Origin of the sequence: Neobacillus piezotolerans (genome assembly GCF_003362805.1) — a bacterium.
Taxonomy (GTDB): Bacteria; Bacillota; Bacilli; order Bacillales; family Cytobacillaceae; genus Bacillus_D; species Bacillus_D piezotolerans.
This window is the reverse complement of sequence record NZ_QNQT01000002.1, coordinates 34352-60656: the sequence shown is the minus strand read 5'-3', so window position 1 is coordinate 60656 and position 26305 is coordinate 34352. Positions and strand designations below refer to the sequence as shown.

General features: G+C 38.8%; 24 protein-coding genes and 1 tRNA gene. 5 read left to right on the top strand and 20 right to left on the bottom strand.

Translation table 11 applies throughout. The features are described 5' to 3' along the window. Positions 1-215: 215 nt before the first annotated feature. The 3 genes from DRW41_RS05400 to DRW41_RS05390 all read left to right on the top strand — a co-directional run bounded on the left by DRW41_RS05400 (position 216) and on the right by DRW41_RS05390 (position 3761). Positions 216-1178, top strand: a complete 963-nt coding sequence (locus DRW41_RS05400; RefSeq protein WP_181884431.1) for an aromatic acid exporter family protein — start codon at positions 216-218, stop codon at positions 1176-1178. 566 nt (positions 1179-1744) lie between these two features. Further along, positions 1745-3073, top strand: a complete 1329-nt coding sequence (locus tag DRW41_RS05395; protein ID WP_115450963.1) for an AAA family ATPase — start codon at positions 1745-1747, stop codon at positions 3071-3073. Position 3074: 1 nt separating this feature from the next. Continuing rightward, positions 3075-3761 carry an RloB domain-containing protein gene (locus DRW41_RS05390; RefSeq protein ID WP_115450962.1) on the top strand — a complete coding sequence of 229 codons (687 nt, stop codon included), beginning with the start codon at positions 3075-3077 and terminating at the stop codon, positions 3759-3761. A 587-nt stretch (positions 3762-4348) separates the two neighbouring features. Here the strand turns inward: DRW41_RS05390 and DRW41_RS05385 are convergent. The 6 genes from DRW41_RS05385 to DRW41_RS05370 form a co-directional block, all read right to left on the bottom strand. Then, positions 4349-5614, bottom strand: coding sequence for a hypothetical protein (locus DRW41_RS05385; protein WP_245959357.1), 1266 nt, complete (start codon positions 5612-5614; stop codon positions 4349-4351). Positions 5615-6058: 444 nt separating this feature from the next. Further along, positions 6059-6190 carry a hypothetical protein gene (locus tag DRW41_RS23555; protein ID WP_281272282.1) on the bottom strand — a complete coding sequence of 44 codons (132 nt, stop codon included), beginning with the start codon at positions 6188-6190 and terminating at the stop codon, positions 6059-6061. A gap of 176 nt (positions 6191-6366) precedes the next feature. Then, positions 6367-6504 (bottom strand): hypothetical protein, encoded by a 138-nt coding sequence (locus DRW41_RS22870; protein WP_181884430.1) that lies wholly within the window; start codon positions 6502-6504, stop codon positions 6367-6369. Positions 6505-6548: 44 nt separating this feature from the next. Next, positions 6549-6815, bottom strand: a complete 267-nt coding sequence (locus DRW41_RS05380) for a hypothetical protein (RefSeq protein ID WP_115450961.1) — start codon at positions 6813-6815, stop codon at positions 6549-6551. 238 nt (positions 6816-7053) lie between these two features. Further along, the gene (locus tag DRW41_RS05375) at positions 7054-7347 is read right to left on the bottom strand and encodes a hypothetical protein (RefSeq protein ID WP_115450960.1); all 294 of its coding nucleotides are present in this window, start codon (positions 7345-7347) and stop codon (positions 7054-7056) included. A gap of 596 nt (positions 7348-7943) precedes the next feature. After that, positions 7944-8201 carry a helix-turn-helix domain-containing protein gene (locus DRW41_RS05370; RefSeq protein WP_115450959.1) on the bottom strand — a complete coding sequence of 86 codons (258 nt, stop codon included), beginning with the start codon at positions 8199-8201 and terminating at the stop codon, positions 7944-7946. Positions 8202-8387: 186 nt separating this feature from the next. On the opposite strand from DRW41_RS05370, the gene DRW41_RS05365 reads away from it, so the two are divergent. Continuing rightward, the gene (locus tag DRW41_RS05365) at positions 8388-8861 is read left to right on the top strand and encodes a hypothetical protein (RefSeq protein WP_115450958.1); all 474 of its coding nucleotides are present in this window, start codon (positions 8388-8390) and stop codon (positions 8859-8861) included. 34 nt (positions 8862-8895) lie between these two features. On the opposite strand, the gene DRW41_RS05360 is transcribed toward DRW41_RS05365, so the two are convergent. From DRW41_RS05360 to DRW41_RS23350, 4 genes are all read right to left on the bottom strand, one after another. Further along, the gene (locus tag DRW41_RS05360) at positions 8896-10590 is read right to left on the bottom strand and encodes a restriction endonuclease subunit S (protein ID WP_115450957.1); all 1695 of its coding nucleotides are present in this window, start codon (positions 10588-10590) and stop codon (positions 8896-8898) included. Beyond that, entirely contained in the window at positions 10587-12032 is a 1446-nt protein-coding gene (locus tag DRW41_RS05355) for a type I restriction-modification system subunit M (RefSeq protein ID WP_115450956.1), read from the bottom strand. Before DRW41_RS05355 ends, DRW41_RS05360 begins: the two co-directional genes overlap by 4 nt. A gap of 27 nt (positions 12033-12059) precedes the next feature. Next, positions 12060-14417, bottom strand: a complete 2358-nt coding sequence (gene hsdR / locus DRW41_RS05350) for an EcoAI/FtnUII family type I restriction enzme subunit R (protein WP_115450955.1) — start codon at positions 14415-14417, stop codon at positions 12060-12062. A gap of 113 nt (positions 14418-14530) precedes the next feature. Beyond that, positions 14531-14965 (bottom strand): hypothetical protein, encoded by a 435-nt coding sequence (locus DRW41_RS23350; protein WP_245959356.1) that lies wholly within the window; start codon positions 14963-14965, stop codon positions 14531-14533. Here DRW41_RS23350 and DRW41_RS05345 point away from each other — a divergent pair. After that, the gene (locus tag DRW41_RS05345) at positions 14850-16016 is read left to right on the top strand and encodes a recombinase family protein (RefSeq protein WP_342771989.1); all 1167 of its coding nucleotides are present in this window, start codon (positions 14850-14852) and stop codon (positions 16014-16016) included. The genes DRW41_RS23350 and DRW41_RS05345 overlap by 116 nt on opposite strands. Here DRW41_RS05345 and rlmH read toward each other — a convergent pair. From rlmH to DRW41_RS05295, 10 genes are all read right to left on the bottom strand, one after another. Further along, positions 15951-16430: a 23S rRNA (pseudouridine(1915)-N(3))-methyltransferase RlmH gene (rlmH, locus tag DRW41_RS05340; RefSeq protein ID WP_115450953.1), complete on the bottom strand. Its 480-nt coding sequence runs from the start codon at positions 16428-16430 to the stop codon at positions 15951-15953. The genes DRW41_RS05345 and rlmH overlap by 66 nt on opposite strands. A 101-nt stretch (positions 16431-16531) precedes the next feature. After that, positions 16532-16690, bottom strand: coding sequence for a CxxH/CxxC protein (locus tag DRW41_RS05335; protein ID WP_115450952.1), 159 nt, complete (start codon positions 16688-16690; stop codon positions 16532-16534). 173 nt (positions 16691-16863) lie between these two features. Next, positions 16864-18108, bottom strand: coding sequence for a S1C family serine protease (locus DRW41_RS05330; protein WP_115450951.1), 1245 nt, complete (start codon positions 18106-18108; stop codon positions 16864-16866). A gap of 215 nt (positions 18109-18323) precedes the next feature. Continuing rightward, positions 18324-19118, bottom strand: a complete 795-nt coding sequence (locus DRW41_RS05325; protein ID WP_115450950.1) for an MBL fold metallo-hydrolase — start codon at positions 19116-19118, stop codon at positions 18324-18326. Between the two features lie 5 nt (positions 19119-19123). Further along, positions 19124-19924, bottom strand: a complete 801-nt coding sequence (locus DRW41_RS05320; protein WP_115450949.1) for a two-component system regulatory protein YycI — start codon at positions 19922-19924, stop codon at positions 19124-19126. Further along, positions 19911-21227, bottom strand: a complete 1317-nt coding sequence (locus tag DRW41_RS05315) for a YycH family regulatory protein (protein WP_115450948.1) — start codon at positions 21225-21227, stop codon at positions 19911-19913. The genes DRW41_RS05320 and DRW41_RS05315 overlap by 14 nt, the downstream gene beginning before the upstream one ends. Continuing rightward, on the bottom strand, positions 21224-23047 hold the full coding sequence (gene walK / locus DRW41_RS05310) for a cell wall metabolism sensor histidine kinase WalK (RefSeq protein WP_115450947.1): 1824 nt from the start codon (positions 23045-23047) through the stop codon (positions 21224-21226). The genes DRW41_RS05315 and walK overlap by 4 nt, the downstream gene beginning before the upstream one ends. Before the next feature lie 8 nt (positions 23048-23055). Continuing rightward, a complete protein-coding gene (gene yycF / locus DRW41_RS05305) occupies positions 23056-23766 on the bottom strand; it encodes a response regulator YycF (protein WP_115450946.1) in 711 nt (236 codons plus the stop codon). Between the two features lie 412 nt (positions 23767-24178). After that, on the bottom strand, positions 24179-25639 hold the full coding sequence (locus DRW41_RS05300) for a M23 family metallopeptidase (RefSeq protein ID WP_245959355.1): 1461 nt from the start codon (positions 25637-25639) through the stop codon (positions 24179-24181). Between the two features lie 425 nt (positions 25640-26064). After that, positions 26065-26137, bottom strand: a tRNA-Phe gene (locus DRW41_RS05295). Positions 26138-26305: the final 168 nt, after the last annotated feature.

The window sequence follows — 26305 nt, the reverse complement described above, 5'->3', positions numbered from 1 at the left end:
CAATTTATCTAATGAGGTGGTCTATCATTGTTCTTACTAAAACTGCATCTATGTGTGATACGGTACCCCGTACCTCAATTAAGTGCGGTTTTTTCATGAACCTATTTCATTAAAATAAGACCAAGGAACCGGCGCTATCACGGCCCTATAATTTTCTGTTACAATTAATAACTACTAGCTATAATGAAAATAAAGAAAACAATAGGATGGTACATATGGTTGGAATGGGATATCGGACAATTAAGACTGCAATAGGGGCAGGATTAGCAATTTGGATTGCGAGCTTGCTCGACTTGGAATTCGCGTCATTTGCGGCCATTATCGTCATTATGTGTATTGAAAAGACAAAGAAAAAGACATTGCATTCCATTCAGAAAAAGTTTTTTGCTTCTCTTTTATCTTTAATTCTTGGTTCCATATGTTTTGAACTTTTAGGATATAATCCAATTGTCTTAACGCTATTTATTTTATTTTTTGTCCCAATCCTCGTAAAAACGCGTATTCAAGAAGGATTGGTCACAAGTATAGTGATCGTTTTACATATTTACACAGTAGAGGAAGCCACCCTGGACAACTTATTGAATGAACTTTATATTATTTTCATTGGTATAGGAATTGCCTTGCTCGTAAACAGCATTATGCCCAGCTTTAAGAAGGAAATTGAAAAATATAAAACAAAAGTTGAAAATAAATTTAGCGTTATTCTAAACGAATTCTCAGCTTTTTTAAAGGATAGTAAGCGAAACTGGGACGGAAAAGAATTAATCGAAGTAGAAAATCTTCTTAATCAGGCTAAAAGCATAACTATCCAAGATGTAGAGAATCATCTGTTAAGAAAAGAAAATAAAGATTATTATTATTTTGAAATGCGCGAAGATCAACTGGAAATTCTAAAACAGATGGCATCCATTGTAAGCATTGTTTCTTCATCAGAGTTAGATATCAAACAAAGAGGAATGCTTGCTAATATCTTCCTAAATATCAGTCAGCATGTAGATTCAGGAGATACCACTATCGCATTAAAGCAATTAGAGGAGTACGAAGAGTCTATACGTGAAACAGAATTACCGAAGACAAGGGAAGAATTTGAAATTAGAGCAAATCTATTTTATTTAAATTTTGCGATTAAGAACTATTTAATTATTAAGAAGAATATTTTTAATAGGAACAAACTTTAACACCTTTGGCTGATAATCTTGGCAATGGTTACGGGGACAGGTATCTCGGCTTATTTAGCCAAGGGACCTGTCCCCGTTATTTTCCCCTGAATCAACCATTTTAGAGAAATGACGTTATTGATATATTAACGAAACAAGAGATTCTTAATGAATTGTCAGCAGCGCTATTGCTAATGCAAATAGTGCTTTTTTTAATCCTCATTTACTTATGATACGGTTCACCGTAATGCATCAAAATGAGGGCTGGTATCATATTCTTATCACATGGCCTCAATCAGTAAAGAGAGGCGAATGGAACTTTAGGAATTGCCATTTTTCCCTTTAATAATGCTTCTTGATTTCTTTTCTTTTAAAGTGTTCCCTTTAATTCCTCAAGTATTTGAATTTTTGTTTAATACAATACTTATTTTGTAAAGTAAAACTCCGTTTTATTTATGGGATGACTAGGCACTGGTATAATAATCATTCGATTAGACTATAATATGTATAATAAACGGTTATCCCAAATAGCAATACTATCTAAAACCAAACTTTTATGATAAAATAAATTTGGAGGTGTTTTTAAAATGTTGTTAAAGTTTGGAATTGAAAATCTTTTATCTTTTAACGATAAACAAGAAATATCTTTTGACCACGAATACAATAATGCTAATATTTTCAAAAATAACACGATATTTGAATATAAAGATAATAAGAAAAAAAGAGCTGTATTAAATGGTGTAATTGTGTTTGGCCCTAACGCAGCGGGTAAATCAAATCTTTCTAAGTCTTTTGGCCAAATGAGAAAAATTTATTTAGATAGCATAAAGTTTGATAAAAAAAGTGATTTAACTTTAAAACTAAAAGGATTTGAATTTGCAGAAAAGAAAAAGAATCCTTTAAGCTTTACTGTTGAATTCATGGAAAATATCAATGAAGATTATTATAAACTTATATATAAATTTTCAATCAATCGGAACAATTTCCTAGTTGAAAATGAAATTTTATCTTACCAAAAAGTGCTAAAAACAACACTCTCCAATGAAGTAATTGTATTTGAAAGAACAATGAATACAATCGAAACTTACTCTAAGGAAATCTCCGAGATAATAAGTAAAATCAAAAAAGAGAACATTAAACATAAGTTGGTTTTATCGTTGTTGAATTTTGATATAAATGAAACCTTTTTCAAGAATGAAATTGCTACTATTTCTTATAAAATAATTGAATTATGCGGAAACTCAATAGAAAAAAACCTAGTTTTTAGTAACGATGAAAATCTAAATTCTATGGATGAGTTTATCGAGGGGTTAAACTCTAATCCAAAATTTAAAGAATATATTTTATCTAACCTATATAAGTTTGATTTTGCCTTAGCAGATTTTGAAATTCAGGATATAACTGATGAATTCTTAGACTCATTAATAAATAGTAAAATCATTGATAATGTTGATCGAAGCCAATTCAGTAAATTCAAAAAATATAAGGTCAATACAATTCATAATGTGAATAGTAAGGAATATAAATTACCCATTGGGGATGAATCTGCGGGTACAAAAAAATTCTTAAACCATTCACTTAAAATTTATGAGAGTATACTAATGGAAAAAATATATATTTCAGACGAATTTGACAGTCATTACCACATCCATATACAAGAAGGTATCATAAAAAACTTTATATATCCTGAATCACAAAGTAAAACCCAATTTTTACTTATTACTCATAATCCTTTATTACTAAATAATAGGTTCTTTTCAAAGGAACAAGTATATTTTGTGGAGAAAAACCGAGCTAATCAAAGTAGCGAAATATTTTCTTTAAAGGATTTTAATAATATTTCTTATAACAATCACAATTGGGTAAATTTGTATTTAACAGGGAGACTTGGGGCTGTGCCGGAGGTATTTGATTAAAATGGCTAGAACTATAAAACCTCAAATTCACATTTTATTTCCTGAAGCATCACACAGAGGAAATAAAATTGATCTTTGTGAACACTTTTTTATAAAGCACAGCTTCCAAAGAAAAGTTACTAAAGCAATAATTATCTCCTATCCTGAAGAGTTTGAAAAGAATTTCAAGTTGGCATTAAAAAGCAAAAATAAAAAAAAATCCATAAATCCACAGGATTTATTTTTTATTGTATTGGATACAGATATTAAACCCAACCGAGAGAATGTGAACACTGTTATATCACAAATTCAATCATTTGAGAAAACATATGGTAATGATATTAAAATTATTCTCTCAGGGCGAAGTTTTGAAGTATGGTTATGTATGTACGGTAGACAACAATATACGACACCATTCACTGATCAAAGTAGATTAAATTCTGATGTAAAAACCTCTTATGAAAAAAAGGAGAAATGGTTTATTGAAAATGCAACTAGACTTTATGAAGATTATCCACAAGCAAAAATCGCTAGCATACTGAGTAAACAAAATGTATTTAATAATACATCTGGTCCACCTCCAAGCGGATATGACTTAGTCAATGCTATACCTAACTTTTCTAATGCTGTAGTAATAAATTACCTAGTTAATACAACTCCTTTTACCTATTTTGAGCATCTTATTGGTACTTTACTAGATTATGAGTGAAATTTTTTTCTATAATAAAGCTATAAATATAGATATTATATTTTATTAAATTCCTATTATACGAAATAACATACATTTATTTAAAAAATGCCTTCACCTAAATTTGAACTATGCCCCATAATGTGGACAGTTTAAAAAAGCACCTGTTGAAACTTATACAGCTAATAGATGACTTCGGTATTGTGCCGGGGTCATCTTATTTAATGTACCACTTGATTATTGCAGTTGAATTTGGCCGCTTATGGGGATTGAGAAACAACCAGTTTTGGAAAGCAGAGCAACTATTCGCGGAGATGAGAGCCACTAAATATGGAAACTGAAGAGGTGTCCACTTTCTTTGGAGGCGGGCATAGTAGCCTTTTAGGCCTTGCCCGCTGAAGAATTACTGGCTTTTTTGAGTGGGAGTCATGCCTGTAAAAGCTACTATAAAGCCAAAAATATTTTAAATCGTCAAAGTTACTTGGTACTTTTGACTTACCAGTTCAATGTTCTAAAACCTCATTTACTTATGATAAGGTTCACCTTACATATTTGAGAGGCAAAAAAATGGACAGGATTACTCATATCCTGTCCATTTTTATGAAGGGTCATTTAAAAGACAATAATATAGTTATGGCCACTCCAAGCACAGTAGCAATCAAAGTCATTGATGCGAGGTGTATTATTAGATTTTCCTTACCAACAGAATATAGAACCTTTATATACTCCAAACATTCAGTATAAATAGTTTCATATTTTTTGATTCCTTCTTGCTCTGTAAAACCCAGTTTTGTTTCCTCTCCTCCATAATACGCTTTCCAACCCTTTACCTCACTCCTGTCAGTCTTGTCATAATTCATATGTAGTTTGTTATCATTTATTGCACGAATCTTATTAACAAGCCATTTATAATCCTTTGAGGAGATTTTATCCCTTGATTCATTAAAGTATTTATTCATTCTTTGGTTCAATTCATACTCTTCTATTCTATCAAATAAGAAATAATAAAAGTCCATCCTGTAACTACTCAAAATGTTTGTAAAGGATAAGGGTGAGAAAGAATTTCCTGTGAAATAGAGTTCCATCTCTAATCCTTCTCGGCTTGTAACATCTGTAATCAAATATTGTTCCCTACCCCCATTGTTGAATTCATATGTTTTACATAAAAAAACATCCTTAAATGATTCATCTCCAGAGATATCTTGTGGATAGTTGATCACCCTCAGAGAGGGTAGTCTATAGTTCATTCCATAATTTAGTTCAGCTATTTCCATAAGTTTTGACTGAACCGCCAAGCCCACCAACTCATTAAACTTCCTGTAAATATCACTATACCAAATTGATTTTCCCTCCCTTTCAATATTGTAAAATCCGATAAATTTTTTATCGAATAATCTTTCTTTATTCTCTTTAATGAACTCAAGAAACATTGCATTATCCATTATTTTGTTGAATGATATATCAAACTCAACTACAGCTTGATTATTGTTTATTTGTGTAAACACACTCCTTATTTCTCTAATGAATTTATCATCCAAGAACTTTATTGTTGCTAATGAAGAGAAACCTGCTCCTGTATATTGAAGAGAAAAATAATTGAGGTCTCTTATTCTTTTGGGTCTATATTGCAAATCAACTTGATATTTTTCCTTGTTTAGTTTTGAAAACCTTTTTATGAGTTTGTTCATATCTTTGTTATTATAAGTATCCAGTATGGTGAATCTCCATGTCTTTAGTAAATTCCTACCCTCAATATATTCTCTGTACCGTTCATCTTCTTTTATGTAATCCTGATATTCTGAGCTTTTCTCTATGGTGTCAATTAGTTGCTCAATATACTTCTCTCTCAGTTTTTTGTATTGTTTATTCCTCAACAATAACCATCCCTTTATAGTTTCTTATCAACTTGTTCCTACATTCTCATTTGGCCTCTTAAATTTATTATACCACTTGTTTTAAACATATATTGGAAATCCAGGTTTTTGATATGGTCATTGATATAGACAAAAAAGGTTACATAATCACTGTATTTCGCAATCGAAAAAAGAGGCACAACAGAGATTAGGAATGGCTTTTCATTTTCTTCTCCAAATTATTAATCATTAAGCACAATATTCCATCCTCCAGTTGCTAATATTGCAAAAGCCTGGCCCATACACCAATATATAAAAATAGTTCCTCCCAAAAATGAGAAGAACTACTTTGTGCCACTATTTAAAGCTCCGCAAAAGCGAAAAGGTTGTACAAAAATTTTATCACACCTTAATATAATTCAAAATCCCACCGTAAGGGAACCCCCTGTTTAACACTATCTATCCTCAACCAAATGAACCTTTAAATGCCCGAATGCGTTTCAATGCTTCTTCATTTAATCTCTCAATTTCACTTTTCTCTTTTTTAAGCCGAGTGATTTTCTTAGGAATGACTCTATTCGGCTTTGCTTTTTTCATATAAGAAGCCCCCTTTAAACAGTTTCATATGATTTTATTCCTGGAGGCTTTCTTCATAGGCTATTCGGAACTTCCGTACTTTTTCTATGCTCACACCAGAATTTTCTGCAATAACCTTGACAGAAAGAACATCAACAAGTTTTTCAGCAATTTCTTCTAAGGTTTTTCTTTTGATTTCATAGGCTGTTCGGAACTCCTGGACTCTTTCTATATCTACTCCTTTTTTCAGCAATTACTTTAACAACAAGAGTATCAACAAGGTTTTTTGCAATCTCTTCTGCTTTTTCTCGTTTAATTTTCTCTTCAAAATCCATTAAAAGCCCCCCGTCTACAAATCAAACTCTTCCCGCATCCTTTGCTAAAAATGATAGTCTATATAGCTTTTAATAGATTGCACTTTCTTATTCCTATCCTCTTCTTTATGAAACCAGCCAACCTTTTTAAATCGCTCTGATTCAGGTTTTGTAGCCCACAGGGAGAGAGCTTCATTCTCCAATATTCTCTCAATCTTACGCCTACCTACAATTTCATTGAAACGTTTAAGCCTTTCTTCCTCTGGGGAAGGCAATCCCTTTTGAAACTCCTGTAACTGGGTTGAAGCAACCTCCTGAAAAGAAGCCTCCAATACCTCCAGTAAGATTTTTTTTAATTCCCCTATGTTTTTGTAAGTTACTTTGAACTATTAATATCGACTCCCTTTACAATTAGATTGATAGCAATACTTCAATATCTTATTTTCTTTTAAAACGATATCTTCAACCTTTGCAGTCATATTCTTAATTTTCCAAAGTCCCATCCCTTTCACTGACGGGTAATCAATAAATTTGCCAAGATTACTATAGATGAAACTTCCAAAATTTACATTATCCTGATTCCTTCTGTTTGATAGTTGAAAAATAAAGTCTCAACGCATTATTGATAATTGTTTCTTTTTCTTCTCTTGTTTTAAACGGCTCCATAAGTCCTGCTATATCCTGATCATATGTAAACATAGTGTTGTACTCGCAATAGCCACGTTTTTCAGGTATTAGGAAATCAGTTAATTTGTTTGCAACTCCGACTAATTTTTTTATTTCTCCTTCAAGCATTTCAATCTCTTCTGTATCATTTAAGACAGCTTTAACAATATCTTCAATAGTAACGTTCTTACTTGGCATTTTATCCTCCAATAATATCTATTTCATATCACATAATGATTATATGTTACCTTTCTTAATTTGTCAAAATATTCAAAATACTTTAGTCAACGTGATGGAATCTTTGACTAAAGTCATTCATTTTAGGAAAAGCCAAAGTACTACGTGTCTGGAATCCAATTCACTAAATGATTATATGAATGTTCACTGCTATGTAAACAAAAAGGAAACTCCTAAGTTTCCCCTTTTGTATCAGTTTCCCTTTTATAAAAGGATGTTCTCAATGCCCCGAACAGAAAATTTATTCACCACAATACTGGTTGGCTTTCTTCCAATCGTAACTGCAAAGGAAAAAAACCTTCATATCTCTAAATGCCAAATTCCAAGCAAAATTTTTGTTAAACCGCCATGATAAACTTTGCTTGTCTTTTACAATCACGATATTCTTTCATGCCTCTTTCATTGTTTAACCTATTTCTTTTTATTACTTGCTCTAATTCCACATTAGAAAGGATACAGTTTAGTACCTTGTTGTAAGTTTCCCCTGGTCTATAAGAGATAACAAAATAATTGCCTTCCTCTTTGCAACGGCTACAGACAGCATAGTATCCTAAGAATTACTCTTTAATTTGTTCTTCTCCTTTATCAAGTAGTAATAGGTCAATCAACGTTGTAACTTGAACCGAGTAAGCAACCGCCAAGGATTGTACCAGTATCACCGAAGGATTTCTTCTCTTCCCACGTTCTAACCTGTTAAGATAGCTTGGATTAATCCCTGTTCGCTGTTTAACATCACATAGACTCCACCCATTCTTTGCTCGACAAGTTCTTAGAAAGGTTCCAAATAAGTTCTTATCTACTTGTACTATGCTCATGTTCTCACCTTCTAATCTTGTTTTAAGTTAAACCCCTGATGTATCAACATCTTTATATGATAGTTTAATTGGCTTTGAATCATTCAATTTTTTATAGGAAATTCGGCGAGAAATGGCATTAAATTGGTCGATTATATATAAGATAAAAAGTCTACTAAACCACTACAAATAGAAAGGAGTTTTGAAATGGATAAAGAACAACTTCTTACTTTAGCACCTTCCAAAAGAATTGAAGAAGTCAACCGACTGTTAAAGAACCACACGCTAAAAGAAATCGCAACAATGTACAACTTTGCATACTCTACCTTTACAACTGAAATGAGATCTGACGGGAAATATCATTATAGTAAAAAGAGTAAACAGTACGTTGCGGTAGCATTAAAAGAGGATAATGAGGAAAAGGAATTAGAGATATTTGATTTTATCAAAGAAAATAGGCACACTCTCCAACGGCTAATCGAAATGGCGAATTCAAGAAACCTACTTCTTGACGAAAGAGTCTACAGTAAAACAGCAACGTATGAAAACAAAAGCATAAAGATGAATAAACAAATCTACAGTGAGTTTGCAAAGTTTTGTGACACCAACTATCCGCATCTAAAAGTTCAGGACTTGGTAGCTCAATCACTTATGGATTTTATGGAAAGATATAAGCGATAAACAAAAAAAGAGCCGTGTATGGCTCTTTCGTTCGTTACATAAGTATGCTCTCAATTAGTGAATCAGATAAAGTTTTTGTTGATTTTTCCTTTAATACTATCTTGTTTTCATATTGGTCGATTAAACAAAAAAGACTTTGAACTTTATCCATTATTCTGACCTGTTCCTCGACTGGTGGAAGCGGGATAATGAATTTTGCCAATTTCGTCATGCTCAATCCTTCTCTGGATGCCCCAACTTGAACACGCATAACCTCATTTTGAAAATAAGGCGAGATGATACAGGTATGAATGTAATGCCTAATACTATCATCTACTAACCTGATGATAGCTACATGTTGGTTTACATTGGCAATATCAAAATCATCGGGGACAAGAGAACTCCTCCCGATAGAAGCACCCGTGATGTTAAGGAGGATATCCTTTGCCTGGACAATGCTTCCTTTCATGCTTTCATTTGTTTCTGCCGTTATATGGGCAACACCATCTAACAATAATCCACTATTCCATACATTTTGGGAGCGAATAAATTTAATTCCTTCTTGGACATAATTCTTTTCCCCACCGAGAGGTGTCTTTCCTGCACCCAATTTCATTGTTATCTCACCTAATCTCACCCATTCCCAGCCATTAGGAAGTAAGAATGGGACTTCCTCGGCAGTAATAGGTTGTAAAGGCTTTTCTTTCTTGATAATCTTCTCAGATATCATTCTTTCCTTTTCTTGTTTTATCTTTTCCACCAATACAGATGCAGGTTCTTCATTCACATTTTGAACTTCTAACTTCCCTTGAACTGCAAGGGAAAGGATCGTTTTCCGAAGCTGATTTATACTATCTTTATCGTTGCAAAGATGCTCCATGTTCTCTATAGCAAAACGCAAATCTTTCATCCGTTCATAGTTAGAGTGATCTTGGAGCTTTGTAAATATGATTTTGTTTAATAAAACTGATTTAGCCTGCATTTTAATGAGTTTAGAAAGTAGTTCATCACTTTGCTTGAATAATTCTTCAATTTTCTTAACAATTCTATTTTGCTCTTCTAATGGTGGTAGTGGAAAAGCAATACTCTCCCATTTGTTTTTGTTGATTATTGGTGTAGCGGAACCTGTTGCATTTTCAATTACACTCTTATAAAAGTATGAAGAAGACATAAAGTAATACAAAAACTTTCCGCTTATTGAACAAAGTCCCGTTATTGTGTTTATTTGTTGATTGCATGAGCATAGTCTGTCGGTGTAATAACATTTTCCTATTGAACCACCAATACAAACCATCAATACAGAGTTTTCAGAAACAATCCTGCCATACTCGATACCAACTTTTGATAGACTTCTTTGATAATAATCTATGCCATTTTCTGAAATATCAGCAGGTGTAATAAATGGATATTCACCACCAAAATACTCAGGTTTACTTGTAGAAGGAGTTGCCCCTGTCTGAGTGATTCCTATGTCACCTAATCTTACCCATATCCATCCTTCAGGCAGTTGATATGGTATGTCACTTTCTTCAATGGATGGTAGGGGCTTAGAATTTTTTAATATCTTTTCTTTAATTAATTTCTGTTTTTCTTTCTCAATTCTCTTAAACAACTTAGATGCTGGCTCGTCATTTGGATCTTGTTCTACCAATTTCCCCTGCATGGCATGTTGAAGTATCAACTTTTTCAACTTCTCTACGTCATCAGGTGTTGTTATTGCTTCATGAAAGTGATCTAATAATGCTGTCATACTCTTGAACCTTCCTTTAGAATCTCGGATAGTTCACCTACCAATAGTTGTTTTGCTTTCTTTACTTGCTCAACCGACTCCATGTATTGCTGTAATGCTTCTTGCGGATCAAGCAGTTCCTCTTCTGTAGCATAAGGATTTTTTACATCGAGGTTGTAGTTCCTTGCTTTTATTTCATCGATTGTTATTTTCCAAGCTAACTCATTTTCCTCCCTCGTATTCCACCAATCTTTTTCTCGGTCAAATTCTTCAATTCGGATTGGGCGGGTTTTTGAGTATGATTTCTGTCCTTCTGGATACGGATGTTCATAGTACCAGATTTCCTTTGTAGGCTGTCCTTTTGTAAAGAATAAGAGATTAGTGCGAATGCTTGTATATGGAGCAAATACACCATTAGGAAGCCTTACAATAGTGTGTAGATTACACTCTTCAAGTAGCTTTTCTTTGATTCTCGTCTTTACCCCTTCACCAAATAGGAAGCCGTCTGGCAGAACAACAGCACCTCTACCGCCATCTTTTAATAGTGTCATGATAAGTACCATGAATAGGTCTGCTGTTTCTTTTGTACGAAATGCGGTTGGAAAATTAGCTTGTATGCCGTCTTCTTCAACCCCCCCAAATGGAGGATTTGTACAAATAACATCTACTTTGTCTTTCATACTATAATCACGAATAGGGCGTGCCAGTGAGTTGTCGTGGCGAATCTTTGGAATATCTACATCATTTAGGATTAAATTCGTCACTGCTAAAACGTGGGGCAATTGCTTCTTCTCAATCCCCATAATTGAGTTTTGGATTAATTTTCTTTCTTCTGCTGTCTTTGCCTGTTTCATCAAATGCTCAATTGAACTCTTTAGGAAACCACCTGTCCCAGTTGCAGGATCAAGCACTTTTTCACCCAGGTGGGGGTTTGACATATCTACCATAAATTTTGTTACAGCTCTCGGAGTGTAGAACTCGCCTGCATTGCCAGCCGATTGTAAGTCCTTTAAAAAAGTCTCATAAAAGTCATTAAACAAATGTCGGTCTTCTGAGCTGTTAAAATCTATCTCATTGATTTTATTGATGATTTGACGTATAAGTGTCCCACTTTTCATGTAATTAAAGCTATCTCGGAACACTTCTTTGACAATATGACCTCTTGTCCCTTCTTCCACATCTGGTAGCTCTTTTAGAGCAGGGAAGAGTTTGTTATTAACAAAGTCCAACAATTCATCGCCTGTCATTCCTTCTTCGTTTTCTGCCCAGCTATGCCATCTTAATTCTTCTGGAATCGGTGATTGATAGTCGTCTTCTAAAAGCTCTAATTCTGCCTCTTTATCAGCGAAAATCTTCAAGAAAATCATCCATACAAGTTGGGCAATACGTTGGGCATCGCCATCAACCCCGCTATCCTGCCTCATAATATCTTGTATAGACTTAATTGCGTTTGTAATTGACATGTTGCATCCTCCATCTACTGTTGCAAACTACGCTGTTTGATAAATCTGTTGCTCCAACTCTCTTACAGCCTGTACATATTGTTTTTTACCTCCAAATGACTTGATGATTTCCATAAGAGAACCATACTGGTCAAATGGTCTTAACTTTAATACTTCCATGCTTTCAATGTGTTCGATTCCTTCATCTGCGTATTTTTCCAATAACGCTTCAAGTACCGCTCTTGCTTTCTCACCATATTTAGCAAAGTAATCCCGTTTCTTTACATTTAAAGCACGTTCTTTTCTGGTGAGTGGCTTTTGCTCAAATGCCACATGGCAAATCAAATCAAACGGATCGTACTCTTTTCCTACTTCTTGTTGCAATTCATCTAATAGTACACCTTGCTCCAATAACTCTTCAATTATTGCTTCTTTTTTATCGGCTATACTCCAAGATTGAATAAATTCGTCCAGTGTACGGAACCCTTGCTTGACCGTTTTTTTCGTGTAGTCCGTAAGCGATTCTGTGATAAGCTCCCCATTATCTGCGTAATATTGAACTCGCTCATTAATGACCTGCACTTTAACACTTTGAACATAGTAGGTGCGGACTTCATTACCACCTCCACCTGGTTCATCTCCATTATCATTGCCACCAATAGGTGGAAAATCTTTCGGTGGTTCAGGTTCCTCTCCTTCATCAATTTCAGGTGGCACTATGTCCTCTCCGCCCGTAGGCTCATATATTTGCACAGGATCGCCGTCAAAATCCTTGTCGGCAAATAGATTGGTGACATTTCTAAAATCCATAATAGTAAATGAATATTTGCCGAATTCTTCGTTCACCCTTGTACCACGACCGATAATCTGTTTGAATTCAGTCATTGAGGTGATATTGCTATCAAGGACAATAAGTTTACATGTTTGGGCATCTACTCCCGTTGTCATCAATTTCGATGTGACAGCAATGACAGGATACTTGCTATTTGGATCAATAAAATTGTCCAGTTCTGCTTTTCCTTCATCATTGTCCCCCGTTATTCTTAAAACATATTTATGGTTTTCAGCCACTAAATCAGCATTGAAATTTACAATCGCTTGCCTCATTCTTTCAGCGTGATTGATGTTTACACAGAATATAATTGTCTTTTGATATCGATCTGTTTTCTTTAAATACTCGGTGACTTTTTTTGCAACTTCGAGTGTCCTTTGTTCCAGTACGAGATTACGGTCAAAATCCTTTACATTGTAAATACGATCGCCAATCACATTACCATACTTATCCCGTTGCCCTTGTTCTGGCCGCCAGCCGTCAACATCTCGGTCAATTGTGTAACGAATTACCCGATATGGTGCAAGAAAACCGTCATCAATGCCCTGCTTTAAGCTATAAGTGTATATTGGTTCACCAAAATAATGGATATTGGAAACATCTTTGGTTTCCTTTGGTGTAGCGGTCAATCCCACATGGGTTGCTGATGAAAAGTAGGTTAGTATCTCCCTCCATGCACTATCTTCTTTCGCACTCCCTCGATGGCACTCGTCAATAACAATAAGGTCAAAAAAGTCAGGTGAAAACTCTTTATAGATATTCTTCCAGTCATCTGTACCTGTTACGCCTTGATAAAGAGCAAGATAGATTTCATAAGACTTATCAACCTTACGATTTTTAATCTTTGTCATTTTATCGCCAAAGTGTTTAAAATCATTAGCCATTGTTTGGTCAACCAGGATGTTGCGGTCAGCAAGAAAGAGGATACGCTTCTTTGTCCTGGACTTCCAGAGTCGCCATATGATTTGAAAAGCAATAAAGGTCTTTCCTGTTCCTGTAGCTGAAACAAGCAACACCCTATCTTGCCCTTTCACTATTGCTTCAACCGTTCTATTTACCGAAATACGCTGATAGTAACGAGGTGTTTTGCCACTGCCATCACTATAATAATCTTGTGTTATTACTTGTTCAGCTTTTTCATCGATTCCTTTCCACTGCCTATACATTGCCCACAACATAGCAGGTGAAGGGAACTCCTCCATTTTTAATTCCTGCTCCATTTTCTGACTCTGACCAGTACGATCATGAAATAAAAAGCCTTTCCCATTACTGCTAAAAACAAAGGGAATATCCAGTGCCTCTGCATATTCCAATCCCTGTTGCATTCCACTGCCAACGGAATGCTCCCCATCTTTTGCTTCTATAACCGCCAAAGGCAAATTTGCCTTGTAGTACAGTATATAATCCGCACGCTTACTCTTTTTCCGAACGTGCTTCTTTCCCTTTACCATGATGCGGCCTGCTGTAAAGGTTACTTCTTCTCTAATTTGCTTATGTAGATCCCATCCCGCATTCACGAGGGAAGGAGTGATAAATTTAGTGCATATATCCCGTTCTGTAAATCCTTTTTTCACATAACTCCCCCCAATCCAATAAGTTCGCACTTTGCCTATAGTCCTATTTTAGCAAAGAATGAGTATCCAATGTATTTCCTTTTATGGTGAAGGGGGGATATTATAGATTTTTTCTATATAGCATCGGTAGAAGAAATTAAAAGAAAGGAATCGAGGGGATTTTCCAAAGATAATGGAGCATGAGGGTAGTTTTTTGGAATTGGCACAGGATTGATACCGAGTTCTTTGAGCATTTGTAACCTTCTTTTTCGTGTTTCTTTTGTCATAGCTTTTAGAGGGGTATCCAAATCGAATGAGGAGACTTTTTTGAGGAAATCAACCAGTTTTTCTTTATTTTTTATAGTTAAAGCGGACTTATATATGATGTGGCGTGCTTCATCAACCTTATAGAAAGTACCTGTATGATAGATTGGTAACATAATTGTTAAACTTATTTTTACGGAGTACGCACAAGGAAAAGGACTCAAAGCCGTTGCCAATATTCTTAACAAGAATGGATATATCACAAAGAAGGGTAAATTATTTTCCATTAATGGTGTCGCAACCATACTTGATAATCCCATGTATATAGGAAAAATACGTTGGATGCGACTTCAAGATTGGGAAGCCAAACGACGAAAAGGAAAAAATCCAAACCCAATCATTGTGGATGGAACGCATATACCTATCATTTCTGACGAACTATGGACAATTGTGCAAGAAAGAAGAGCAAGCAAGTCATTCAAACAAAGGCAGTCAAATGAGCCATTTATATTGAATGCCTTACTACGTTGTCCAAAATGTGGACAGGGTATGGTTCCAGCTGTTGTTACATCAACCCGTAAAGACGGTACAAAGAAGAAGCATAGATATTATGAATGCGGAGACTTCCTTAATAAAGGTACTACCACCTGTAATGCCAACTCAATTCGAGCTAATGAAGCAGAAGAATATGTCTTTTCGGTCATAAAGAAACTTGTTCAAGATGAAAAATTGCTTATAGAGAAAATCCTTGGCATCAATAACATTACCAAGGATGATGAAAGTGCCTATATGAAGGAAGTAAAACAATTAGATAACCGTCTATCAGAAATTAGTAAATTACAAGAACGGTACTTTAAAGCGTTTGTAGAAAAACTCTTTCCGATTGATATGCTTCAAGAACGATTAAAACAGGTTGCCGAAGAGAAGACAGCAATAGAACATACTCTATCGGAAATAAAAGGTAAGTTACATCAATCAAGCCATAAGTTTATTGAGCCTAAGCCGATTCATCAACTGCTTCAAAGATTCGTGGCTACATATGAGGAGGCTACGAGAGAACAGAAGAAGGACCTAATACAACTCCTTGTTAAGAAAGTGAAGGTAATTTCTCTCCCTCAACGTAAACGGGTAATTGAATCTGTAGAGTTGGAGTTTGACTTTGAGGATCTTCATAAATCGAAATCAATCGTTTTAATTCATCACCTGTTCGGAGATTCATCTTGGAAACAATTATCTACAATCTCGCAAAGTGAAAAGCATTTGCCCCTCTATCTTCAAGATTTTTTGCCTCTATTTATGATAAGGTTCGTTCCTATTTATCCGAAAAGCCCTATAAATCTGCTCAACCAAAATTAACCGCATGAGCTGATGCGGAAAGGTCATTTTCGAAAAAGATAGCTTATCATTAGCCCGGCTCAGGACTTCGCTGCTCAGGCCGAGTGATCCTCCGATAATAAAAGCGATTTTGCTTTTCCCGTGAAGGGCGAGCCTGTCCAGATTGGCCGCCAATTCTTCGGACGATTGCATTTTCCCCTCGATGGCCAGGGCGATGACATGGGCGTCAGGGCTGACCTTCGCCAGAATCCGCTCTCCCTCCTTTTTCTTCACCTGTTCCATCTCGGCTTCGCTCATTTCCTCAGGCGCCTTTTCATCAGGGACTTCAATGATTTCCATTTTGGCATAGGCGGACAGCCGCTTCGTGTATTCCTCTATCCCTTGCTTCAAATATTTCTCTTTCAATTTACCAACCGTTACAACAGAGATATTCACAATCCACAACCCTTTACAAAATGGTTACAAACAATTTACAAACACGTTATCCACAGAAGTTATCCACATGTCCACATTTTCTATCCACATCTTGTATGGGATCATTCGTTCGCCACAACATATACTGCGAGTTTTTGACAAAATTCACAGCTTGTTGATAAGTTATCCACATCAACTTTTTCCAAAATCGGAAACGTTTCATGTTCATCCACGACCATATCCAGCGCAAGATCCACATGTTCTTCACAGCAATAAATCAAGTTTTGCACACCTCCATCTTTTCATAACAAACCACTTTGATGGCAGCTAGTTTTAGTTTCCACACCCGGAAACCAGTTATTCACATCATACCATATTGCATAATCTAGAATTCCTTAAACTTTTCCACACCAAAAAGCGGGAAGGCCTCTTCAAATGCCTTCCCGCTTTCATATTAAACGTCTCCTTCACCAAGCTGAATCGTCGTTTCCATTTGCTTGCCAGCCCGGTAAAACTTGATGGTCATCTTCTCGCCAATTTTCTTTTTATTGTACAGATGCCTGCGCAAATCGATGGCATCCTTAATTTTCTCGCCATCCATTGAAACGATGACATCCAGTTCCTTTAATCCCGCTTTATCCGCCGGCGAGTTTGGGACGACATGCCTTAGTGCGACCCCATAATTAACCTCATTAGGGAGCTGCAAGTCCCCGTGCTGGAACGATGTCGGCAGATCGGATACAGACCTTAGATCGACTCCCATATAAGGGCGGCGTACTTCTCCGTACTTTTCAAGGTCCGCAATCACCGGCTTGGCATAATTGATTGGGATGGACAGCCCGATTCCTTCAACGGCACTCTGGGCAATTTTCATTGAGTTGATGCCAATCACCTGGCCGGCGATATTAATAAGCGCACCGCCGCTGTTGCCAGGGTTGATAGCTGCATCCGTCTGGATAACATCCGCCTGCCAGTCGGCAATCCCGTCTTGGTTAATGTCGACCGGAATGGCCCGTTCGAGGCCGGAAATAATCCCTTTCGTAACCGACCCGGAAAATGTCAGGCCTAGCGGGTTCCCAATCGCGATGACTGGCTCACCTGGCTTCAGCCTCTCGGAGTCGCCGAATTCGGCAATCGTTTTAATCTTTTCAGAGCTGACTTCAATGACTGCGAGATCTGTCCATACATCGCTGCCCTTTAGCTTTGCCGGTATTTTATTGCCATCGGCAAGAGTGACCTCCAGCTCATTCGCGCCTTCCACTACATGGTGGTTCGTTACGATATACGCTTTGTTTCCAGCTGTTTTATAAATAACCCCGGATCCGGTTCCGGCGGATTCCTCCTGCTCCTCGCTGAACCAGAATCCTTTCGATGTCCTTATATTGCTGATTCCTACAACCGCATCGGCTGCTTTTTCAACAGCTTTCGTTACATCCGTCTCCACATCGACAGCAACTTGTTTCCGTACATCTGTCGCTGACGTCCCGCCGTTGCCCCCCGCCGGATCCTGTGTTGGCCCGTTCGTAGGGGCCACTTTATACGGAAGCACCCCCGCATCCGAGAGATACGGAATAGAAAGAATAACGAGAATCGCTCCTATTATTGCCCCGATAAGGCTGGTAAAAAAATAGCCTTTTCCGCTCTTTTTCGGCTCCGGCGCCTTATACCGGGTCTGGTAGTCCTGGTCATAATATCCCATGCAAATCCTCCTTCAAAACTGCCGTACACATGCCGCTTATAAACTAATTATACTCCCTGCAAGGTCTATTTCGAATATAAAACGCATTCATTCAGAGACACTTTTTCACTAGGCATATTTAATTTCACGGTTGGACATCCGCTCCTCGGGAGCCCAAATATAGAAAAGAGCAAACATACAATCCAGCTGGACGTACATTTGCTCTTTTAAGAATCCTACACAGCGGTCAACGCTGTCGGGATGCGCGGGTCTGTATCATATAAATCAAACTGCTCACCAATCCGGATTCCTCTCGTTTCCAGCGTCTGTGCAACTGCCATCCTCGCTAGGTCCTTCATATTGTTGTCGAGGCTTAAATGTGCGAGGTAAATCCTTTTTGTATTCTCGCCAGCAACCTCACTCATCGCTATCGCGGCATCCTCATTCGAGACATGGCCGACATCGCTAAGGATCCGGCGTTTGACGTTCCATGGGTATCTTCCCATTCTGAGCATCTGGACATCGTGGTTGCTTTCGAACACATACGCATCCGCGTTCGCGATGGTCCCTTTCATCCGGTCGCTAACGTATCCGGTATCGGTAATCAGAACAAGCTTTTTCCCGCCTGAATGGAATACGTAGAACATCGGCTCGGCGGCGTCATGCGAAACGCCAAATGACTCAATATCGAGTGATCCGAAGCTCTTGACCGTTTCCATTCCAAAAACAAACTTTTGCTCCGTCGGGATTTCCCCGATGCAATTGTCCATCGCGTTCCACGTCTTTTCATTCGCGTAGATCGGGAGCTTGTATTTGCGCGCCGCGACGCCCAATCCTTTTATATGGTCGCTGTGCTCATGGGTCACCAGAATTCCGGACAAATCGCGCATGTCACGGCCAATTTTCTGGAACAGCCCTTCCATTTGTTTTCCGCTCAGGCCCGCATCCACCAAGAATGAATGATCGCCCGACTCCACATAGATCGCGTTTCCGGTACTTCCGCTTGCAAGCACACTAAACTGCAATGTCATTCCGTTCACTCCGTTACTTCGTTTTCCTCGCTCCCAAACGGGATGACCTGGCCCTCGAAGGCATTGACATACAGGCTCTTTTCGTTATCAATAATAAACCGCCAAGTTGGGGCGAATACCTGTGAAGAGGCAAGCGGCACAATCGTCGAATAGCCAAGTTCCGCTTTTGTTACCTTGCTTTTTGGCTCGATTAACCCCTTTTGGAGGAGGATTCCCAATGCCTTTATCGGCTGGATGACCTCTTCCTTCACATCCAGTTTCTTAATGTCTTCAAAATACGTCTGTTCGTAGGATACAATTTGGTTTTTATCATTCAACTCAAAAACAATCTTGCCGTTTCCATTCACATTTTGGTACAAAAATTTATTCTGGTACTGCTGGAAATACGTGATTGTTTTTTTCTTATCATCCCGTTCCCAGTACTGATATTCCCTGCCAAACAGAATATTTTCATTGATGAACGCGGAAAGCGAAATTGGTTCGGCTTTTTCATCAAGCTGATACGGCTCTTCCAGTTTCGAAACGAGGGTGCTCTCATCCCTAATCATAATCGACTGGCCTTCTAGCTCCTTAATATCATCTTTAGTAAATACCTTGATTTTTGCCCGGACATACTGGTCCTTTATTGCCGCTTTTGGCATCGCCTCATACGTGATATCAGCGGCCTTGAGTTGGTCCTCTACGGAAGTCTCCTTCATCATCTCAAGCTGGTTGGCATTATGTTTTACCATTAACTGATACAAAAGGTAAACATCGAGGATAAGGAAGGTGATGATGAAGATTGTTTTAATTCTACTCCAATCCATGCCGCATCCCCCCCAACTCATCTGTGCTGATTTGAGACCATTTTTTATTGTAGAGGTAGAACCAGGCTGGCTCAAGAGTAATTAGCCTGCTGGATGCGGCGTCCCTGTCCATCTTGTAGCCAAGGATCAAATCTTCAAGAAGTTCTGGCTTGAATCCTTTTTGGCTTTGTAAAAACTCCAATGCTTCCCTTCCCGATGGACGGACGACCTTCGTCGTTTCGAGAGGAAGCTCCATCGCGAAAGTTGGCCTTGTCAGTCTTGTAATTTCATTCTTTCCCCAAAACTGATTGATTTCCGAAAGGCCATCTTCATTGAATATTGGAAAACCATCCATGCTGTAAAGCCGGAATGTTACCCGCTGTGAAGCTTCATTGAGATAAACAAACCGGTATGGGTCCGTCCATCCATAATGTTGATTAATAAAATCGATACTCCGCTTCAGCAGGTTCGTGGAGCCCGATAAATACCCATTGTCTTCCCCGGGATTAATGAAAACGAGCAAATGCTTATTTGTGTAAATGTTCATTTTGCTCGAATCATTCGCATATTCCTCACCTGTGCTAACAATGCTTTTTTGCACAAGGCTTGGATTCGCGAAAAGGGCTTCCTTAAATTCCTCAGAATCAAGATTCTTTGGCAGGTATTTATATTCCCGCATTTCGGTCTCATCTTCCGGAAGGAAAATTGTCCGTTTTTCGGTCGCCTCGAATGCAAAATAAGCTGGATTCTGGCTGGCCCGTTCATAAAAGCCGCGATTAAAATGGGCTAATAGCGAAGCTGAAATATAGCTGATATAAATCTCCCGGTTCCTCGAATTTGCGAAATAAACAACGCCTCTGTCTTTTTGAAGGCTTTTCATGTCGATAACAATTCGGTCAAACCGGAAGGATGGGAGCTTTTTTTCCTCAAAGTTCAGGACGTTCCTGAAAACCTCGACAGGCACTTCATGTGGAAATATAATTTCAACTTTGCCGTTCCCATGGACCGCCTGCTTAAAGGGTCCCGCCTGCTCGGTATTGTTTTTCACATCAAAAAACACCCAGCCGGACATTTCCTTCATCAGCCTGTCAACTTCATTAACCCGTGAAGTTCCGTAATGCTTTCCCTCTGCATGATAAAGAATCCTATCAGGCTTGATTATTTTGGATTCGTCTTTTCTCTCGCCCATTTTTACTTCTTCAACGATTTTCCCACTCTCAAGCATGTCAAGGTTCGGCTGGTAGGTCCATAATGTCCACGTCAGCCCGATACTAAAAAGAACCAGCAGTGTCAGCAAAATTGATTTTACTGTTTCATATCTCATGACCAGTCAACCTCTTCAGTCGGCTCGTAAGGCAGGGTGAATATAATCTGTGTCCCTCTTCCTTCCTCACTTGTTGCCCAAATAGTACCGCCATGGGCATTTACCATTTCGCGGGCAATCGCAAGCCCAAGGCCCGTGCCGCCCAATTTCCTGGTTCTGGCCTTATCGACGCGGTAAAAACGGTCAAATATCTTCCCGAGATTTTCTTTCGGAATTCCGATGCCCTCATCCTTTATGCTAACTGTAATCTTCCCTTCCTCCTCGAGGACGGTAAAGATGACCTCCCCGCCTTCAGGCGAGTATTTTAGGGCATTCGAAATAATGTTATCAAGCACCTGGGTCAATTTATCCTCATCGATTTCAACAAAGAGCGGCTTCCGGGGCAGAATCCGGGTGAACCGAACATTTTCACGCTTCGCCATTTCGAATCGGTCGATGATCCTGCTGAAGAACTCGGTAAAGTCAACCCACTCTTTCGAAAGCCTGTAGTCCCTGCTGTCCATTTTTGATAATTGAAGCAGGTCGTTCACAAGCCTAATCATTCGTTCTGTTTCTGTCTGCGCCACATTAAGGAACTGCGGCCCGACTTCAGGATCTTCCATCACACCGTCCGCCAGCGCTTCAAGATAGCTTCTCATCGTCGTCAGCGGCGTCCTTAGCTCGTGCGATACATTCGCGACGAATTCCCGCCGTTCCGCATCGATTTTTTCCTGCTCAGTAATATCATGTAGGACCGTAATCAGACCGTTAACAAAGCCCGTTTCTTTCTGTATGACAGATAAATTCGCCCGTAAAACATAGGGGGTATGCTTCGTGCTGTAATCAAGGATGATTGAATCCTTAATTTCCAGCAATTCCTCAAATGTATAGGTGTCATCCAAATCAAGCACCGACACGATTGGCTGGGAAAGGACTGTTTCACGTGAAACGCCGAGCATTTTGGCCGCCGGGTCATTGATGACAATCACCCTTCCCCTCCGGTCCGTCGCGATTACCCCATCGGTCATATAGGAAAGGACCGAAGATAGTTTCCTCCGTTCCCCTTCTGTCGTGGCTTGGGCTTCCTGAAGCTTTTTCGTCAGGTTGTTGAATGTCATTGCCAATGTCCCGATTTCGTCGTAGCCATAAACCTTGACCTTCCTGGAAAAATTACCTTTGGCCATCGCCAGCGCCTGTTTCTTCATATCTGTAATCGGCCGCGTAATCGTCTGGGCCAACAGGATGCCAAGCGCAGCCGTAATTACCAGCGCGATCGCTGTCCCGGTTGCCAAAATGCCATTAATTGTTTTCATTTGCTCGAAAACACTCTCAATATTGGCGACAACCTTGATGACGCCGATAATTTTCCTGTCTGATTTAATCGGGGTTACCAAGACCCATATTCGATGCCCATTTCGGTCAACCAAAATTTCGCTTTGTTCGTCCTCTATGACAATTGACCGCTTAACCCTCATTTCGGTAGTCCTTTGGCCGACCACTTCCTGTTCATTCTGCTTGGACGTTCCTAGGATTTTCAGCGTATCAGCTTCAATCAGCCTTGCCTCAATGATATCTCCGACAGCGAATTCTTTTAAAATTCTCCTGATTTCTTCCTGGCTGTCCGTTTCGCCTGTTCCCCGTTCTCTTTGCATCTGCTCCACAAGGTTATATCCAAGCATCGTCACTTGCCTTTTGAGGGACGTCTGGAAGTTCCCGGTAAGCGTTTCTTCCATCTGCTTAACGAAATAAACCCCGATAATCTGCATGGCTACGAGGATAAGCAGTACATAGATAAGCACAAATTTAAGATGTACTGAATTAAAAAAGCCGACTTTTTTCATTAAATTCTTTACTCCTGATCAGGATTGCGCAAATAATAGCCGACTCCTCTTCTTGTCACAATCCACGCTGGGTGGCTTGGGCTGTCCTCTATCTTTTCGCGCAGCCGCCTTACTGTTACGTCCACGGTCCGGACATCGCCATAGTAATCATATCCCCATACCGTTTGCAGGAGATGTTCCCGTGTCATGACTTGTCCAATATGTTTGGCAAGATAGTGAAGGAGTTCGAATTCACGGTGTGTCAATTCAATGGTTTCGCCCCGTTTTGATACAACATAGGCATCCGGATGGATGGTTAGCGACCCAATTTCTATTTCATTCGAGGATTCTTCTCCATTGGCCTGGCCCGACGGGAGCTGATGCCTCCGCAGGTTTGCCTTTACCCTCGCTATTAATTCCCTCGTACTGAAGGGCTTTGTTACATAGTCATCGGCTCCAAGTTCAAGGCCCAGAACCTTATCAATTTCTGAATCTTTGGCAGTAAGCATAATGATGGGCATTTCATATTTCTTTCTGACTTCCCTGCAAACCTCCATCCCATCTCGGAGGGGCAGCATGATATCGAGAAGTATCAGGTCAGGCTGAACCTCTTCAACCATGGAGATTGCTTCGTTCCCGTCGTATGCGCAAAAAACAGTGTAACCCTCTTTTTTTAAATTAAATTGCAGTATATCGGCAATTGGCTTTTCATCATCTACGACTAAAATTTTCTTCTCCATCCCAAAACTCCTTCCTCGTCCCGTTTCCCTTACTTTTTACACGATTTATCCCACTCTTAACGGGCAGTCAGACCCTCCCCGAAAGATTCAGGGGAACCAAAGAAGACAGGTGGGGATCCCTGCCCGTAAAGTCCGTTCGGTGAACAACAGTGAAACTAGCCGCTGTGTGTTTCTGAAGCTTAGTTGAACCCATCGTACTGCCATTTGATCTCCATCTTAGTGAAGATTCTAGCGGCAGTAGAACTGGGCTAAACACCCGCCGGTTAAACTTATTCCCCAAGACGGGTAGTTCACTTTCTACTATTTAACTTTACCATTTTAATCGTTATAAATCATCTATTAGAAACAATTGCCTATACCAAAAAGGCCCCCAGCTGCATGCTGGAGGCCCGTTTTCGTATATCGAAGGGTTTTATCTTCTTAAATATTTCATCGGGTTTTGAAGACTGCCGTTTTTATATACTTCAAAATGAAGATGTAGCCCTGTGGAATCCCCAGTTGAACCCATGACCCCTATTTTTGATCCTTTTGCCACTGTCTGCCCAACACGGACATCAATGGAGGAAAGATGGGCGTAAATTGTTCGGAAACCGTTGTTATGGTCAATGACAATTTTATTGCCATACCCTCCGTCCCATCCGGCGGAAATGACTCTTCCGTTGTCCGCGGCTTTAATCGTACGATTGGACGGCCTGGCGATGTCGATCCCTTTATGCATTTTCCCCCAGCGATAGCCAGTCTGGCTAGAGACATAACCGCCGGAAGCAGGCCATAGGAATGACCCTTCTCCTCGGGAAGGAACAACTTTTGTTCCCCTCATAATAATATGGTTAACAGGTTTTTGGGTGATTTGCTCACTTACCACTGTCTTTTTAATAATCTTGCCGCCTTGTTCGGAGATTGCATAAGTGACTTCCCTGGACCCGTTCCGGCCTTCCTGTTTCACCTTTTTATCTCCCTTGAACATCGACTCGTTATTAACTACCTCGGTTTTAAAAGAAAGGGTCTCTTTTTTAAAAACTTCCTTGTCTACTATTACGTCAATATAAGGCTTTGGAACCGTTATGTTCAATTCCTGCCCAATCTTGATAAGGGAATCTTCCTTCATACCAGGGTTCAGGGCGAGAAGCTGGGCTGTAGTAAGATTGGCTTCCCCTGCGATCGACCCAAGTACATCCCCTTCTTTTACTATATATTTCTTTTCTTCCAACGTTCCTTTTTGGAGGAATTTCAATGCTTTTTCCTGAGAAAATATTTTACTAGGAGCGATTGTTGTCATTTCGACTTTCGCATCGGCGGAAAAGCGCACATCAAGGATTCGGGTTTCATCTTCCTTTAATGCGGGTAAAGAAGCTTCAGGCTGTGCTTTCCTTGCTTCTACATCTTTTAGCTGTTCCTCGGTCACGTATTTATATTTCATCAATTTAATAACCCGTTCAGCCGCTTCCTTGCTATCAAGGTAGACAACTGGCTCACCATTGATAACAATAGCCGCGGACTCTACTTCAAGTGTCATTTCCTGGGCAACCCTTTTTGCAGCCTCATGGTTGTTGGCCGTCGATCGGAAAACTTGTTCCGGTATATAAGTGATTTCAGACCCAAGTTTGAAGTTCTTATTCAACTTCTGCATATCTAGCAATTGCTTTTCAACAATCGTTTCAACCACATTTTTATCTGTAACGGTGCCTATATATGTATTGTTAAGATAAACATAATATACAGTGGTAAGCTTGGGTTCCGCTTCAGCCTTTTCTCCGGCTGCCAGGAAAAGCGCCGTGGTTGCCAATGCGGAAAGCATGATTTTTTTTATATAATTGATACTGATATTCGGTTTTTTCAATGGCAAGGAACGTTCCTTTGAAAATACTTTCATTGATAATCCTCCCTGAGCGACAGAAACAAAACCTCTTATTCTCTCAAAATCGATTTATTTTCTTATTGGGAAATATAAAATATTTTCACACTTCTCTACTTTACCATAATTTAATTTAAATTGATTATCAGTACTAATAATGTAACAGAAATGTATAATAGTTGACATTTACAGGAAAATTTTGGCGAACTATTCGTCTCGAAATGGCAGTTTTTTAGGAAAAAATAGAGGGAAAACAGGCCGAAAAGCCTATAAACTGTGGTTTTTTTGAGGATTCGACAATTTCTGTAGTATAAATGTCATAGAGAGGATGAGTTAGGTTATTTTTTAACAAAATATGGATGTTTTATTACATACATATTACAAGTGGCGTTTTATATTGGGAAATAAAAAAGGAAAGCAGGTTTGTTTGCTTTCCTTTTTGATGGCTCAGGACGGAATCGAACCGCCGACACAAGGATTTTCAGTCCTTTGCTCTACCGACTGAGCTACTGAGCCGTATATAGATATGATTCCTAAATAAAAGTTCTGAGTCGCCTTTGTCCCCGCCTCAGAAAGATCCGCAAGCAGTTTCTCGGCGGGTACAACTCGTTGTTTATTCATGGAAGCTTTGCTCGTTGCTCTACCGACTGAGCTACTGAGCCATTCTATTTATGTATGACACTT

What these genes read in the sequence shown, in the direction of transcription:
- DRW41_RS05375 (WP_115450960.1), bottom strand. Translation starts at nt 7,347, where the DNA reads ATGCCAAGTAAGAACGTTACTATTGAAGATATTGTTAAAGCTGTCTTA.
- DRW41_RS05320 (WP_115450949.1), bottom strand. Translation starts at nt 19,924, where the DNA reads ATGGATTGGAGTAGAATTAAAACAATCTTCATCATCACCTTCCTTATC.
- DRW41_RS22870 (WP_181884430.1), bottom strand. Translation starts at nt 6,504, where the DNA reads ATGGATTTTGAAGAGAAAATTAAACGAGAAAAAGCAGAAGAGATTGCA.
- walK (WP_115450947.1), bottom strand. Translation starts at nt 23,047, where the DNA reads ATGAAAAAAGTCGGCTTTTTTAATTCAGTACATCTTAAATTTGTGCTT.
- DRW41_RS05355 (WP_115450956.1), bottom strand. Translation starts at nt 12,032, where the DNA reads ATGTCAATTACAAACGCAATTAAGTCTATACAAGATATTATGAGGCAG.
- DRW41_RS05400 (WP_181884431.1), top strand. Translation starts at nt 216, where the DNA reads ATGGTTGGAATGGGATATCGGACAATTAAGACTGCAATAGGGGCAGGA.
- DRW41_RS23555 (WP_281272282.1), bottom strand. Translation starts at nt 6,190, where the DNA reads ATGAAAAAAGCAAAGCCGAATAGAGTCATTCCTAAGAAAATCACTCGG.
- DRW41_RS05330 (WP_115450951.1), bottom strand. Translation starts at nt 18,108, where the DNA reads ATGGGATATTATGACCAGGACTACCAGACCCGGTATAAGGCGCCGGAG.
- DRW41_RS05325 (WP_115450950.1), bottom strand. Translation starts at nt 19,118, where the DNA reads ATGACATTGCAGTTTAGTGTGCTTGCAAGCGGAAGTACCGGAAACGCG.
- DRW41_RS05315 (WP_115450948.1), bottom strand. Translation starts at nt 21,227, where the DNA reads ATGAGATATGAAACAGTAAAATCAATTTTGCTGACACTGCTGGTTCTT.
- DRW41_RS23350 (WP_245959356.1), bottom strand. Translation starts at nt 14,965, where the DNA reads ATGGTTGCGACACCATTAATGGAAAATAATTTACCCTTCTTTGTGATA.
- DRW41_RS05360 (WP_115450957.1), bottom strand. Translation starts at nt 10,590, where the DNA reads ATGACAGCATTATTAGATCACTTTCATGAAGCAATAACAACACCTGAT.
- yycF (WP_115450946.1), bottom strand. Translation starts at nt 23,766, where the DNA reads ATGGAGAAGAAAATTTTAGTCGTAGATGATGAAAAGCCAATTGCCGAT.
- DRW41_RS05395 (WP_115450963.1), top strand. Translation starts at nt 1,745, where the DNA reads ATGTTGTTAAAGTTTGGAATTGAAAATCTTTTATCTTTTAACGATAAA.
- DRW41_RS05370 (WP_115450959.1), bottom strand. Translation starts at nt 8,201, where the DNA reads ATGAGCATAGTACAAGTAGATAAGAACTTATTTGGAACCTTTCTAAGA.
- DRW41_RS05300 (WP_245959355.1), bottom strand. Translation starts at nt 25,639, where the DNA reads ATGAAAGTATTTTCAAAGGAACGTTCCTTGCCATTGAAAAAACCGAAT.
- DRW41_RS05365 (WP_115450958.1), top strand. Translation starts at nt 8,388, where the DNA reads ATGGATAAAGAACAACTTCTTACTTTAGCACCTTCCAAAAGAATTGAA.
- DRW41_RS05390 (WP_115450962.1), top strand. Translation starts at nt 3,075, where the DNA reads ATGGCTAGAACTATAAAACCTCAAATTCACATTTTATTTCCTGAAGCA.